Annotated in this window: 19 protein-coding genes and 3 pseudogenes; 5 read left to right on the top strand and 17 right to left on the bottom strand. The window is 43.6% G+C overall.

Annotated elements, in window-relative coordinates:
* Window positions 1–5: 5 nt before the first annotated feature.
* The 16 genes and pseudogenes from DXE31_RS11525 to DXE31_RS09770 all read right to left on the bottom strand — a co-directional run bounded on the left by DXE31_RS11525 (window position 6) and on the right by DXE31_RS09770 (window position 9,497).
* Entirely contained in the window at window positions 6–200 is a 195-nt protein-coding gene (locus DXE31_RS11525) for a hypothetical protein (protein WP_231969460.1), read from the bottom strand.
* A 408-nt stretch (window positions 201–608) separates the two neighbouring features.
* Complete coding sequence (gene lpoB / locus DXE31_RS07105; protein ID WP_231969459.1) at window positions 609–1,118, bottom strand: penicillin-binding protein activator LpoB; 510 nt, start codon at window positions 1,116–1,118, stop codon at window positions 609–611.
* A gap of 127 nt (window positions 1,119–1,245) precedes the next feature.
* Window positions 1,246–1,590, bottom strand: coding sequence for a DUF1425 domain-containing protein (locus DXE31_RS07100; RefSeq protein ID WP_231969458.1), 345 nt, complete (start codon window positions 1,588–1,590; stop codon window positions 1,246–1,248).
* Window positions 1,591–1,765: 175 nt separating this feature from the next.
* Entirely contained in the window at window positions 1,766–2,206 is a 441-nt protein-coding gene (locus tag DXE31_RS11520; protein WP_231969457.1) for a COG3014 family protein, read from the bottom strand.
* Window positions 2,203–2,835 (bottom strand): hypothetical protein, encoded by a 633-nt coding sequence (locus tag DXE31_RS11515; RefSeq protein ID WP_231969456.1) that lies wholly within the window; start codon window positions 2,833–2,835, stop codon window positions 2,203–2,205. The genes DXE31_RS11520 and DXE31_RS11515 overlap by 4 nt, the downstream gene beginning before the upstream one ends.
* 168 nt (window positions 2,836–3,003) lie before the next feature.
* Window positions 3,004–3,321 carry a hypothetical protein gene (locus tag DXE31_RS11510; protein WP_231969455.1) on the bottom strand — a complete coding sequence of 106 codons (318 nt, stop codon included), beginning with the start codon at window positions 3,319–3,321 and terminating at the stop codon, window positions 3,004–3,006.
* Between the two features lie 166 nt (window positions 3,322–3,487).
* A pseudogene (locus DXE31_RS11505) lies at window positions 3,488–4,354 on the bottom strand (tripartite tricarboxylate transporter substrate-binding protein).
* A gap of 31 nt (window positions 4,355–4,385) precedes the next feature.
* Complete coding sequence (locus DXE31_RS10450) at window positions 4,386–4,568, bottom strand: hypothetical protein (RefSeq protein WP_231969454.1); 183 nt, start codon at window positions 4,566–4,568, stop codon at window positions 4,386–4,388.
* On the bottom strand, window positions 4,558–4,950 hold the full coding sequence (locus DXE31_RS07085) for a disulfide bond formation protein B (RefSeq protein ID WP_197712183.1): 393 nt from the start codon (window positions 4,948–4,950) through the stop codon (window positions 4,558–4,560). Before DXE31_RS07085 ends, DXE31_RS10450 begins: the two co-directional genes overlap by 11 nt.
* Window positions 4,951–5,474: 524 nt before the next feature.
* Window positions 5,475–7,388 (bottom strand): ferrous iron transporter B, encoded by a 1,914-nt coding sequence (gene feoB, locus DXE31_RS07080; RefSeq protein ID WP_114698302.1) that lies wholly within the window; start codon window positions 7,386–7,388, stop codon window positions 5,475–5,477.
* Window positions 7,381–7,626, bottom strand: coding sequence for a FeoA family protein (locus DXE31_RS07075; RefSeq protein WP_114698301.1), 246 nt, complete (start codon window positions 7,624–7,626; stop codon window positions 7,381–7,383). The genes feoB and DXE31_RS07075 overlap by 8 nt, the downstream gene beginning before the upstream one ends.
* A gap of 162 nt (window positions 7,627–7,788) precedes the next feature.
* Window positions 7,789–8,136 (bottom strand): substrate-binding domain-containing protein, encoded by a 348-nt coding sequence (locus tag DXE31_RS10445; RefSeq protein WP_331852039.1) that lies wholly within the window; start codon window positions 8,134–8,136, stop codon window positions 7,789–7,791.
* A 74-nt stretch (window positions 8,137–8,210) separates the two neighbouring features.
* Window positions 8,211–8,405 carry a substrate-binding domain-containing protein gene (locus tag DXE31_RS10440; RefSeq protein WP_231969453.1) on the bottom strand — a complete coding sequence of 65 codons (195 nt, stop codon included), beginning with the start codon at window positions 8,403–8,405 and terminating at the stop codon, window positions 8,211–8,213.
* Between the two features lie 192 nt (window positions 8,406–8,597).
* Window positions 8,598–8,897, bottom strand: coding sequence for a substrate-binding domain-containing protein (locus DXE31_RS07065; RefSeq protein ID WP_162785563.1), 300 nt, complete (start codon window positions 8,895–8,897; stop codon window positions 8,598–8,600).
* A 49-nt stretch (window positions 8,898–8,946) separates the two neighbouring features.
* Complete coding sequence (locus tag DXE31_RS07060) at window positions 8,947–9,300, bottom strand: hypothetical protein (RefSeq protein WP_114698299.1); 354 nt, start codon at window positions 9,298–9,300, stop codon at window positions 8,947–8,949.
* 23 nt (window positions 9,301–9,323) lie between these two features.
* Window positions 9,324–9,497, bottom strand: a complete 174-nt coding sequence (locus DXE31_RS09770) for a hypothetical protein (protein ID WP_162785562.1) — start codon at window positions 9,495–9,497, stop codon at window positions 9,324–9,326.
* A gap of 12 nt (window positions 9,498–9,509) precedes the next feature.
* On the opposite strand from DXE31_RS09770, the pseudogene DXE31_RS07055 reads away from it, so the two are divergent.
* Both DXE31_RS07055 and DXE31_RS11500 read left to right on the top strand, forming a co-directional pair.
* Window positions 9,510–10,268 (top strand): annotated as a pseudogene (locus DXE31_RS07055) (ABC transporter substrate-binding protein); the annotation flags it as partial.
* A gap of 176 nt (window positions 10,269–10,444) precedes the next feature.
* Complete coding sequence (locus DXE31_RS11500; protein ID WP_231969452.1) at window positions 10,445–10,783, top strand: TOBE domain-containing protein; 339 nt, start codon at window positions 10,445–10,447, stop codon at window positions 10,781–10,783.
* A 110-nt stretch (window positions 10,784–10,893) separates the two neighbouring features.
* On the opposite strand, the gene DXE31_RS07040 is transcribed toward DXE31_RS11500, so the two are convergent.
* Window positions 10,894–11,475 (bottom strand): hypothetical protein, encoded by a 582-nt coding sequence (locus tag DXE31_RS07040; RefSeq protein WP_114698680.1) that lies wholly within the window; start codon window positions 11,473–11,475, stop codon window positions 10,894–10,896.
* Between the two features lie 474 nt (window positions 11,476–11,949).
* On the opposite strand from DXE31_RS07040, the gene DXE31_RS10435 reads away from it, so the two are divergent.
* The 3 genes and pseudogenes from DXE31_RS10435 (at window position 11,950) to DXE31_RS12955 (ending at window position 13,118) form a co-directional block, all read left to right on the top strand.
* Window positions 11,950–12,069, top strand: a complete 120-nt coding sequence (locus DXE31_RS10435; protein WP_197712180.1) for a GNAT family N-acetyltransferase — start codon at window positions 11,950–11,952, stop codon at window positions 12,067–12,069.
* Window positions 12,070–12,078: 9 nt separating this feature from the next.
* On the top strand, window positions 12,079–12,513 hold the full coding sequence (locus tag DXE31_RS07030) for a YbgC/FadM family acyl-CoA thioesterase (protein ID WP_114698297.1): 435 nt from the start codon (window positions 12,079–12,081) through the stop codon (window positions 12,511–12,513).
* A gap of 6 nt (window positions 12,514–12,519) precedes the next feature.
* Window positions 12,520–13,118, top strand: a pseudogene (locus DXE31_RS12955) (cysteine dioxygenase family protein).

Below are 13,118 nucleotides of genomic sequence, written 5' to 3'. Positions count from 1 at the left end.
TTATATCAAGACTTAATTAATAAGCCGCGAATCGGGTTGGTTAGGTAGCGTAATTCCACATACTCATTGTTGGTCTGATAACCAGACTTCTTCAGGCGCTGTGTATTGGCAGAAGATGAGCTGTTGCTTGGAGTGGCTGAATCAATAACAGGTGCTGAAGGCTTAGCAGCCTCAGGATTAGTTGCCTTAAGTTCAACCAAGTTAGTGAACTTGACTGGAAATGCAGAAGAGTTCGTGCCGCCACAGTAAGCACAGAAGCGTCAGCCTTATCTGCATCCACCTCAATTGTCTTTGGCGTAATTGTGGAAGAAATACTCTTATCAGTAACAGTACGAGTTTCTTTAATAAAGGTCAGATTCTTGCCTTCCCTTTTAAAATAGATATCGGTGACTGCAATAGATTTAGAGTCTGCTTTGAGAGCCTCCGTGCTAATCACAGGATTCTTAGGCGGATCTGCTGGTAACTTGCCCAACAATCGCTGATTCGGCTGGCTTTACAGGCGGCTTACTAGCGCAACCAGCCAGGATAGCGAGACCGATGCCCGCACATGCTAGAAAGCTTTTATTCATAGATGCCATGTAATCCTTTGCTGTATTAATTTAGCATTATTAGCGAGTGGCAGTCTTACGAATCTCTTTTTCATCAGCCCACGCGAGCAGACTAGATTCGTTATTAATGAGGTTCAGATTAAAGACGTAGTAAACATCTTTTACGTCTTTGGTATTGTTCACGATGGATGCAATTGACCCCTCGATTCGATATTGAGCACCTTGCATATTGCCCGTTTTTGCAATAGTACTATTCTTATATAAACCCGATTGGTTCTGACGCTTTAATTCTTCAGTTTGATTTTGAATTTCTGAAACGCTTACTGCAAATCGAACTTGCCCACTCTTCATCAGCTGGGTGCGAATCTTATCGGTATTGACACGTGTATCAATGTATTCAGAAGTCTTATTTTTCACATCTGCTAGCGTCATAATTGGAGCATCTTTACTTCCAGAGATCGCCTTAGACTGCAGCAATGATCTGGTCATCGCTTCTGCAATCATCTGCAAATCAGTAGAGCCATAGTTTGCGTTGACTGTTTCAACTGCTTTGGCATCGCCATACCACATCTGAGGTCCAGAGCATGCGGCCAGCGTTGCTACCGCTAAAAAAAATGGCAGATAAGTAAATGCTTTGAGTGTTCATATTCATATCTCAGTCCTTAGATCTTCTATTCAGTTGTTTATTTGTATTGGTTTAACTCAAAACGGACATCTGTCGCATCTGGTGTAGGGGCACAATTCCCATAATAATGGTGGACTGACCTTTGCCTATGGTCACAGGCTTCCAAGACTCTTCATCAGTTACGGCCATACCATTGGCTCCAATCCACTTGAAGTGATAAGACACGAGATTGGATTTACTATTATTTTGAATAGTAACTTGTACTGTTAATACGCCATTGCGCACTAAACTGCGCATATCAGTAATTTGAATGCTATCAGTGTCGCCCATTCGAATGGTCATCTCTTTCATCCATGAAATCGAACTACACGCCGCTAATGCAAGCGATGCCATGAGGATTACGAGGTATTTTTTCATCTAGGTCTTTCCTAATTCAAAAGCTGCTGCAGGCTTTTCAGTAGCCTGGGAGGCTCGTAGGGTTTCATGCCTTCCATATTACTGCTTGGAGAATTTAGAGTAGCGCTTGACGCCGGCGCAATTACTGGCGCTGTTACCGTTGTAATTGGTACCTCAGCTGGGTTTTGGGCTGGGCTTAACACCCCACCAGTCGGTGTGCTGATACCTTTGGAACTGGTGATGACTTTACAGGAAGGGCCGCGGGATCATTAGAGGTCAGTACAGTTGCCCTATTTCTGAACATTCGAATATAGACAACGTTATAGCCACCAACTAAATTAACCGTTTGAGAAGCAGTCATCACCCCAGATGGTAGTGTGTATCTCAGAATGGTAGCTCCAATTGGCAATCCCATTCTGGGCATATATGTTTGCGCAGGCAATGTAGACCAATGGCGAACATCGGTAACGTTAATTGCCTGTAATCCATACCCTGTAATCATTCCAGCGATTGCCCCAATGAGTACCGCAGTATCATTATTTTGATTGTTTTGATTACGACTTACTGCTTGTTGAGCGATACGGTCTGTAGCATATTGCGCAGCAAGCGATACCAACGCTCTTGAAGATGCCCTCAAAACGTATAGGCCGGCATCTCATCGCGCAAGTTGTTTCGTGCCATGGAGTCAATATGAGCTACCAACTCTGGGTTAGCTACCCGATCGCCCAACTGAATAAGTGATGGCCCAAATCGTTCAGTCGACTTTTCGATGACAGGGAAAGTCAGGGTCACCAATTTTGGATTACCACTTACATTAAAAGGCTGGCTAATGTGATAAGGAATAATTTTGGGCATATACCCTGTATCAATCACAGTCAAAGTATCGGCAAACGATTTTTTGCTTTGATTTGCAATATTGGCATCTAGCTTAGCAATACTGGTTTTGAAGAAATTGACTTGTGGTCGTAACTCAATAGCAAGGCGATACCCTGGAGCAGCTAGACTGACCTCCCCTTGTGACTCGTGAATAAACCCAGATAAGTAATACGCTCCAGGATGTTGATAGGCATTCTTGAGACTACGCGTTTCTTCATTATCTAACAAATTAACTGGGTAGCCATTAATATTTTCAATACTACTAGTAACACCTTGGGTATTTGGGTTGGATTGCTGATCACGCTCTGTTTTTGTTACTGCAGCAACCTGATTTTGAATTAACTCCTCAATCACTTTTTCACGCTGCGCCATTTTTTTGGCTTCGACCATTGCGTCATTCCACCGACCTTGCGCAAGGTGATTTAGGGCAAGTGTTTGACTTAATAAACTAACTTCATAAGATTTGGGCTCATATTTACTGCTTAATCCCTCAGATAGCACATAAGCACTTGTCCCTGAAAATGAGCGTCTCAGTTTATCGCTCGTAGTAATCTCCCATCAGCTAACTAATTGATCTGCCGCTAATAGATTTTGCGTACTACTTGGAATTTGGGAGGGGCTTTGCAATCTCTGCACCCCGCCTAACTCCAGATAATAAAGTGTCTTTTTCTCTTTGAAGGCAGTTTCAATAACTGCCGAGGTATTTTGCAGGTCACCATTTTTAAACGACTCCTTAGATTCGTTCATCTTGATTTGTTGAGTCTCGGTTGCACATCCCACCAGCATCACCATCGCGAATACGATTCCGAAGTTAGAAAAGTCTAATGCTGAAAATTTAGGAGTGATTGGCAAAAGGAGGTATATGACTGCAAACATTCAGGGTCTCATACCTATAACACATGAAAATATATTCTTGGGCTGATAAGAATATTGGTCTATTGCTCCAATGTTGCGCCAGATTGCTGGACTACTTTGCCCCACATTTGCTCGCTTCTGCTGCCAATAAGCCTTGAAAGCTCTTTTGGACCGCCTGGAGCAGGATCTAAGCCACCGGGCCAAGAGCCGGCGCCGCGCTTTTACCTCTGGATGTAAGACGTTTTTGGATGCTAGGTGGAAGCTTCGCTGGCGCGCCATCCACCGCCTCAAATCCCGCTAGGCCTTGCTCAGCCAAAGCTAGGATCTCCGGGGCGGCATGTGAGCGTTTTAAGGTGGTAACTCCTAAGGCCTGCACTTCACCCGCCTTGATCAAGGGTAGCGAGGATGACCAATTATCAAATAGCATCGAGATTCGTCCGCTCACAAGAACTGGCAAGGATTGTGCCCGTCCCTTATAGGGAATGTGTCGGATCTGAACGCCTGCAAGCTCTTTAAAAAGTTCGCCAAACATATACAAGGAAGTCTCGACCCCAGAAGAATCAAAAGTTAGTTGATTTGGTTTTGCTTTGGCCAATTCAATGAATTCATTTAGGTTGGTCACACCTCATTGCTTACTAACAATTAATACATCGGGTGTGCTAGCTAAAAAACTAATGGGGGTGAAATCCTTTACAGGATCAAAAGTAAGTTTTTCATAGAGAGCACCGTTAATTGCGTGGATACCCACTGTGCCAATCAACAGGGTGTAGCCATCGGGCTCACTCTTGGCAACCAATTCAGCGCCAATATTACCCCCATAATCAGGGCGATTTTCTACTAGGACGGGGATGCCCAAGCTTTGCTGCCAATTTTCCGCCAAAACCCGCGCCCAAATATCAGGATCCCCACCAGGGATGAAGGTAACGATGATGCGTATCGCCTGCTTAGGCCAGGCCGGGTTCCCAGATGGCTGAGATTGCGCTTGAACGTGAGGGATCAATAAGCACAGCGCAAAAACGAAAATGAAATAGTGGATTACTTTGAAAAATTTCATGCTGCATTCAAACTAGACCCAAAGGCCTAAGTTAAAAACCAAAACGAGAGCGCAACCAAATCAAGCCTTCGTATTTATCGGGATCATCTGCGCATGGTCCGATGCCACATTCAAGCAAGGTAGAAACCAAATTGCCAAAAACCAAAAGAATGAACAGAACTACCAAGGCATTGACAAACCAAGAACGCGAGCGTGCTTCACGCTTAGGAAGCATCAACAAGATCGCCATACCAATGAGCAGGCCTGTATAACCCACATAAAGCCCAGGTATAAAAATGCAATTCTAAAAAAGTTGTGCCAAACCCTTTATTACCAGGAAGGATATGCAGAAACACTTGGCGCAGGGAAACCATCATTCCTACTAAGCCACCAATAATCCCCCAACCATAGCGAGCAGAATGAGCGCCACATCGGATATGAAGTACTAATACAAATGCAATCAAAACAAATCCGACGCGTTGCTTTAAACATAACGGGCAAGGTAGTTCACCAAAATATAGTTGATCTACAAATGCATAAGCCAGCATACCAACACCCGCCAACAACGCAAGCCGATTGCTCGGTGCCGCCAAAGATGGAAACGAATGTCTGCTCACAATAAATTACAAGCTGATATTGAGATGACTAGTGGCATAAAAGCGGAACCACACCAATAAAATTCCAACAGTAATAGCCAACACGATTAAGAGCGCCCGCAAGGCGTTTCTCAAACCAGAACTAGTACGAGACCGATAAAAGCTGTCAGAAAAGGAAGAAACATATACATAGAGGAATTCTAGCGCAGGACACTCTTTATAAGGCAAAACCATCAGTACTAGATCATGAGAAAGGGTTTTATGGAAATTTTGAGATGTATGCTTTTGATTAGAATAGTCGTATGACAAATAGCTCCTCCCCACCCTGCTTAGACCTTATCATCGATGGAAAAATTATTAGCGCAGACTTGTTTGTAGCTATTCTCGCCAGATTGCGCGCTTACACTCTGAGATAAGAAAATAGCAAAGATTCCAGGCAAGACCAGGAAGATAGATTTGAGACTCATCGGGAATGCCCGCTTTGTAAATGAATAATTACGAATGTAGCTCAATTTTGATGACTGCGTTTTTACATGCGCCTACTTTTAGGCTAGACCAAGAGCGCTAGCAATCTGATAGGTAATAAATGCAGCAAGATAGGCAAGCCCGAATAGATTGCCAAGCATCATCATTGGAATCTTCCAGCCCCCTGTTTCGCGTTTAACGGCCGCAATAGTAGATAGGCACTGAGGTGCAAAAACAAACCAAGCAAGCAAAGATAGTGCGGTAGCCAATGACCAACCACTGGATATCAGAGGAATCAGGGCATCAGTCGCGTCTGCGCGCGAACTCGATAGCGCATAAACCGTTGCTAATGAGCTTACTACAACCTCGCGCGCTGCCATGCCAGGAACCAGAGCAATACTGATTTCCCAATTAAACCCAATCGGGGAAAAAACATAGGCCAGAGCCTGACCTAACAGTCCTGCAAAACTATATTGAATAGGAGAACCCGTTGCATTCACAGGTGGAAACGGAAAATTAGATAAAACCCACAAACCAATGGTCATTACTAAAATTATTCCGCCTACACGACGAAGGAATATTTCTGCACGTTGCCACAAACTGATTGCTAAATTGCCTAGACGAGGACGATGATAGCTTGGCAGTTCCATCATGAGTGCATTTATCCTAAATTGCTCACTTGTAAATCGCTTCAAAATCCAGGCAACTGCCATCGCCCCAACAATACCTGATAGATAAAGCAAAAACAAAACCAAACCCTGTAAATCGATACCAGCCCACACCTTTTGCTCAGGGATAAAGGCTGAGATCAATAAGGCATATACAGGCAATCGCGCTGAGCAGGTCATCATCGGCGCAATGAGGATCGTCACCATACGATCACGTGCATTCGAGATGCTTCTGGTTGCCATAATCCCCGGAATTGCACAGGCAAAGCTGGAAAGCAAGGGAATAAAAGATCTCCCAGAGAGGCCAACGGACCCCATGATCCTATCAAGCAAATAAGCAGCTCTTGGAAGATAACCGGACTCCTCAAGCAAAAAGATAAAAAAGAACAGGATCAAAATTTGCGGCAAAAAAATGATAACCCCCCCAAGGCCCGCTAAAATTCCCTCAATCAATAAGCTTCGTACCCAACCATGTGGTAATACCTGGGACACCTGACTCCCAAGATATTCCACCGCAGCTTTAATTAAATCCATTGGTACAGTTGCCCAACTAAAGACAGCCTGGAAAATGCAAAAAAGTAGCGCCACCAAGATAATGGGGCCAAATACTGGATGAAGTAATACGGTGTCTAATCGATCACTGAGATCGTCGGGAATGATGCGATCAAGCCTTAGGTTTTGCAGAATACGTTGCACTTGAACATTATCTGATTCAGTATGCTCGATATGCGCGATAACACTCTCAAAATCGGCGCTTTCTTGATGAGACGACATGTCATACAAATGACGCCAATCAAGCTCTGATAAAAAATGCTTAATGTCGTCTGCTCCATTTGACTGAATACCAACACTTGTCAGCACTGGTAAACCCAACTCACCGGAAAGCGCAGCTGTATCGATCTGCAAGCCCTGGCGCTTCGCAATATCCAGCATATTCAGAACCACTAAACAGGGCAATCCTAAACGCTTAGCCGCCAATACTAAGCGCAAGTTACGACGCAAATTCATGGCACTTAAAACACAGATCACTAAGTCGGGCTGCTTCTCGCCATCTGCCCTACCAAGCAATAGATTGCAAGTTACTCGCTCATCCAGTGATCTCGGATAAAGGCTGTAAGCCCCAGGTAAATCCAATACACGGATGTGTTTACCTGACTCCAAGATCAATCGACCTTCTTTGCGCTCAACCGTAACGCCAGAATAGTTGGCCACTTTTTGACGACTATCGGTCAGCAAATTAAATAGCGCAGTTTTGCCGCAATTAGGATTGCCCAATAATGCTACGAGTGGTTCGTTCGGGAAAAAATGCAGTGTAGATTCAGACATGAGAGCAAGCCTCAACCAAAATCATGCTTGCCTCAGGCTGACGCAATGCAAAAGTTGAGGCGCCGACACGAACCATATAGGGTCCCTTACCAAGCAAACCTTTGCGTAGAACAGAAACTTGCTCACCAGGCAAAAAGCCGATGTCCTCAAGCTGCCCCTTAATCTGGGGGGCGCTCTTAGATATATCTACCACTTTCACGCGATAAAGATTACCCACCTCGACTTGATCTAAATTCATTAAATAAGCTTTTTACCTTAGATAAAGTCCATTATAAGGATAAATGAGAATGAATATCATTTGATTGCAGAATTCATTCTTCAATCATCATGATCTAATTGGATACATCAAGCCTTGATCCAAGACAAAAATTCTTGCGTTTAAGTAAGTCTTTCTACAATCTTATCTGAGTAAGAAATTGGGGGGTACATAGCCATATCTTTGCAAAATGGCTTTTGCCTGTGCGCCCCACATAAATTGATAAAGTTCGACTGCTCCATGAGGCGCACCCTTGATAAGAACCATCCGTTGTTTAATGGGCTCATACAACCTCACATCAATTAATGAAAAACTCGTAAATTTGATTACTTCTGAAGACTTGGCAAATGAATAAGCTGTAAAACCTAGATCAGCGGCACCCCTAACCACATAACTTATAGCTGCCCCTATATTATCTGCGTAAACCAACTTATCCTTAGCTAGATCCCACAACCTTCTGCTTGTAAATACTGAACACAGCCGCTCTACCATATGGGGCAAGCTCGGGCTTTGCAATAGCCACCTTATTGGCTTTAATAATCGCTTTCGCTATCTCAGATCTCCTATCAACACAAGGGAATGCCTGAAGACGATTGAGTAATGATTGCCAATTTACCAATGGCATAAATCACACCATCATCGATGGTCTTCCCATTGTTAGCGAGCTCCAATGGAAATTGTTCGTCTACCGCAAGAAATAAATTGAATGGCGCACCACTCATGATTTGAGTAGCAAAGTTTCCAGAGGGATCTGTATACAACTTTCAAGTCCAATTGACTTCTTGATTTCAATGCGATGGAAATTTCTGAAAATGCATCTTTCATATTGGCTGCTGCTGCGATGGTTGATGCTTGCGCAAATGCATTGCCAATGCACCAGAGAGACGCACGCAAGAAAGCAATCATAAACCCATTCTAGTGGATTGACCTGTGCTTTAAGACTCTCTGAAGATCTAGAGCCATTCCTGAATTTGCCTATTGAGCCTCCCTGGCGTATCGCCTGAGGCACTTCGAATCCTGCAGATTAGCTTGGAAGATTCCATTTGCTTCGCCATTTCTTTGCTCATGGCAATAAAGAAGATTTCGTCTCTTAGTGGCACAAAACCAAGACCATGTTCAATGGCAATGTTTTTCACCCCTCCACCCACATCTGCCTTGCCAGCAAGAATGGCATTAGCTGCAACAGAGTGAGTAAATTCCTCATGAAGGTAGTCATTGATATCAGATGGATTAACTCCTTCCTCCTTCAGCAAGTTAATATGAAGAGGGTTACTTTTTTTACAATCAAACCTTGAGTTCTTTTCATAAGCGTTGATAAATTGCCTTCGAACTCTTTTGATCGGAGACATAATACCCAGCAATGTGAGCTTCATTATTTAGCAACTTCTCCAATGATTCACCGGAACCAGCAATTTTTAACTCGACCCCTTTAATTTCTGCTGCTGCTTTTTGAATTACTGAATCACTACTAGAGAAAAATTTCCAGCGAACACTCTCTGACTTCTGTATTTTTTTAATCTCCTTTAACAAAATCTCGTGATAACGAGGGTCGTGCTTTAGATACCCCGCCTGCATATCCTCAATAAACTGAATTAAGAAAATGCCAAATTCCGTGAGCTTAGATTCATGCCCTTTGATGCGAATCATGAGTGGCATGCCCAGCGTATCTTCGACCTAATTTAACTTGCCCCAAGCACCCCCATATAAGGGGTGCCAGATTTTTGGCTGGCAACTACCAGAGAGCAGCCACGGCCAATCTCCCTCAATAACCGGGAGAGCCACATGAGATCAACTGAGCTTCTACCATCGGCCTGAGTTTTAACAATAAGGGTTTGGCGGACTTCGATGTGCATATGTAATTAATTACATATTCAATATGTATTAATGTATACGATGATAAGCCTTTATCTGGCCTCTTTAACTGTATTCTGCCGATTTTTAAGATGAAGACCGGGATTGATGTCAAAGTAGTAGCAGTAGGAACAGGTCAAGCTCTTCACATTGGTAAATATGGCGATGCAGATGTTGTGTTTGTTCACGATAAACCTGCCGCAGAGAAATTTGTTGATGAGGGTTTTTCAACAAAACGTTACGAGATGATGTACAACGATTTCGTTTTGATCGGACCGAAATCAGATCCTGCAAAAATTAGTGGCGCCAAAGATATTCAGGTGGTACTTCAAAAAATCGCCGCAGCCCAAGCTCCCTTTGTGTCTCGCGCAGACAAGAGTAGCACACATGCTGCTGAACTTCGCTACTGGAAAGGCGCAGAGATCTCGATAGCCCCTGGCACACCTTGGTATAAGGAAGCAGACTCTGGCATGGGTCCTGCACTGAATACTGTGTCTGCAATGAATGGCTATATTCTGGCTGACCGCGGAACATGGCTTAGCTTTAAGAACCGTGGTGATCTCACTATTCTGGTACAAGGCGATCCAACGCTTTTCAATCAGTATGGTGTGATGCTAGTCAATCCCGCGAAATTTCCTCATGTGAAAAAAGCACAAGGTCAAGAATTTATTGACTGGATTATTTCCCAAAACGGACAGAATGTCATTGCCAGTTATAAGATTGAAGGCGAACAACTCTTTTTTCCGAATGCAAAATACGATGGCACACAATAATCCCATAAAAACGGAAGCAATTTATGGGCAAGGAGGCCAAAGTTTTAAATTGGCTACCGGTAGTCTTGGTGAATTGGGACTTCTTAGCTGAGTCTGGATCAAGGCAGGTAGTGGCGCCTCTCTTAACCTACTCAAGACAGCACAAGTAGACATGATCATGGTGCATTCCAGATAGAGTGAATAAAGCGATTGCTGAAGGCTGGACTACTAACCGCACCTTAATTGACTCTAATGAATTTTATATTGTTAGGCCAAAAAATGATCCCGCAAATATTAAATCGGCCAGCAGTGATGCAGATGCTTACTCCAAAATAACCAAAGCAAACGCCAACGGCAAAGTTGTTGAACCCAAAATGGGTCAAACCACTTCTCACGTGAAGTTAGATATTGGCGGCGGCCATATCGTTACTGTCTCCATCACCAATGAGGCTGTTGATAAATTGAATCTAAAGGTGGGAGATCAAGCTTGGGCAGTCATGAAGGCTTCTGATGTGATGATGGCTCAAGAGGCTTAATTAAGCAAGTGATACTGAAGCTTCTCCAGACTAACTGGATACAAAAAAGCCCGCATTTGCGGGCTTTTTTAATGCTGATGTAATACTCAGCATGTCATACAAAAAATGGCTTATTTCTTTGGTGTTACAAAGCCAATAGCAATGTCGTCAACAAATTCAACAAGCACATCATCACCTGCTTTGAATTTCTCAAGACCCATAACTGCTGGATCTACTTTAACTTTTTGCTTCTCGCCGCTAGGCATTGTGAAAGTAACAAGACGGGTTTTTTGATCGATTGTTGAAATCTTCACAGTGGCGTAGATGGTATCTGTAGTTTCCTCAAATGGTTTTGCTGAACCCTTACCAGCAACTACTACAGAACGCACACCAGAAACACCTGGCTTAGCATCTTTACCTACTGCAGTTAAGCCAACAACAACGGCTTGTGCATGCTCAACCAAGAATACGTCGCCCTTTTTCACTTTCTCCAAATCATTGATAGATTTAGAAACATTCATCTGCGCCAAATTACCATGCGCGTCTTTTAACATAATGATGCGTTTTTTGACATCTACTGAATCAACGGTTGCGCTTAAGACTACAACCTCAGCAGCTAAAGGCAACATCTTTGCGGGAGCTTGTGCAAATACAGAACTTGCAAAGATAACGCCTACAGCAGCAAACAAACTAGCTAATAAAGATTTCTTCAAGATAACTCCTAATTGAGTAAAAGGTTTCAGACGGGCTAGATTTAAAGCCACCATTCATTGTAACCACGGAATAAGGCGTTTTTAGAGGCCTACCACTATCAATTTCAGAATTTTCTTTGGTAAATTGAGTTTTTAACTCTAAATTAATGTGCTTGCTATCTTGGTAATCTTGATCAAACCGTGGCCTGAGGCAAAATCTAGCGCCTTTTTGGTGCGTCAAAAGGTGTTTATTCAGGAGCAAATGGTTCCGATCGAACTGGAAAGTTGATGAGTTCGACCCGGTTGCATTTCATGCCCTAGCCTACGAAGGTGCAGACTGCATTCGAACTGGTAGGTTAGTCGGCCTCTAGGCAATGGACAATTTCAGATTGGACGCATGGCAGTCCTAGCTCCATTTCGGGGCGTGGGAGTAGGTCAGAAAATCCTCGAAAACCTGATTGATCTAGCCAATCCCAAGCAGCCAAAGCAATTGCGTTGCATTCGCAAGTAACTGCCATTCCTTTTTATGAAAAACTTGGCTTCCTGGCTCAAGGCACTATCTCTGAAGAAGCTGGTATTCCCCATCGTACAATGATGTTGGCATTACCAACATAAATTTTATCTATGACTACTCAGCACAATCCAAATCCATCAGCCTTTATTTACGTCCATCGGGTTTGCTATTCGGACACGGATGCGTCAGGATTTGTGTATCACGGTCGCTACCTTGAAATTTTTGAACGCAGTCGTGCAGAGTGGCTGGCAAAACGCGGTCTCAGCCCTACCAATCTCATTAATGAGATGAATATTGTGATGCCCGTTCGAGAACTGACAATGAATTTTTATAAGCCGGGGCGTTTGAATGACATACTCTTCATTGATCAAGTCGTTGAGAAGTATGGTCGCACTCAGGTATCCGTTAAACAAACAGCCCAAAGAAAGATTGCAGGTAGCGAAAAGCTAGAGGTCATCGCCAGCGCGGTATTACACATTGTCTGTGTGGATACAAAGAGCCTTAGACCAAAAGCATGGCCTGATGGGATATTTTCTGCGAAATAATGAATCATGCTCATTAAAGAGCGTAATACTTCAGAGGGCAAATTACTCACCTTTGTAAAAGAGCTCAGCCTTCTGCTGGAACAAAAACCTAGCGAAGAGGTCATTTTTGCTAAAGGTAAAAACCTTTTGGAGAAACTGATTGCAGTAGATGATTGGTTGCCAGAAGAGTTTACAAAACCACATCCTCAGTATTACCAACAATATTTGCTATATGCAGATCCGCTGGAGCGATTTGCCATAGTGAGTTTTGTGTGTGGCCCGGGACAAAAAACGCCGCTTCATAATCACACTGTTTGAGGAATGATTGGTCAATTACGCGGAGCAGAAAGAGGGGCCCCTACTTCCAGCAACCTAATGGTAGCTTTGAGGCGGGAGAGGCCTGTTTATGCCAAGCGGGCCATGTTGATACCGTCTCGCCCGGGACGTATGACATTCACATAGTGGAGAATGCTGTACCAGATAAGACTTCAATCAGCATTCATGTGTATGGCAGCAATATCGGTCGCATACATCGCTCAGTTTTTGACCCAAGTACTAGTAGAGAAAAATCCTTTGTTTCGGGTGATGTCAATAACCTCTTACCAAACCTCTGGAATCCATCTTAA

It is taken from the genome of Polynucleobacter necessarius (assembly GCF_900095185.1).
GTDB lineage: Bacteria > Pseudomonadota > Gammaproteobacteria > Burkholderiales > Burkholderiaceae > Polynucleobacter.
The sequence above is the reverse complement of the archived record's forward strand: the minus strand, read 5'-3'. Positions and strand labels throughout refer to the sequence as shown.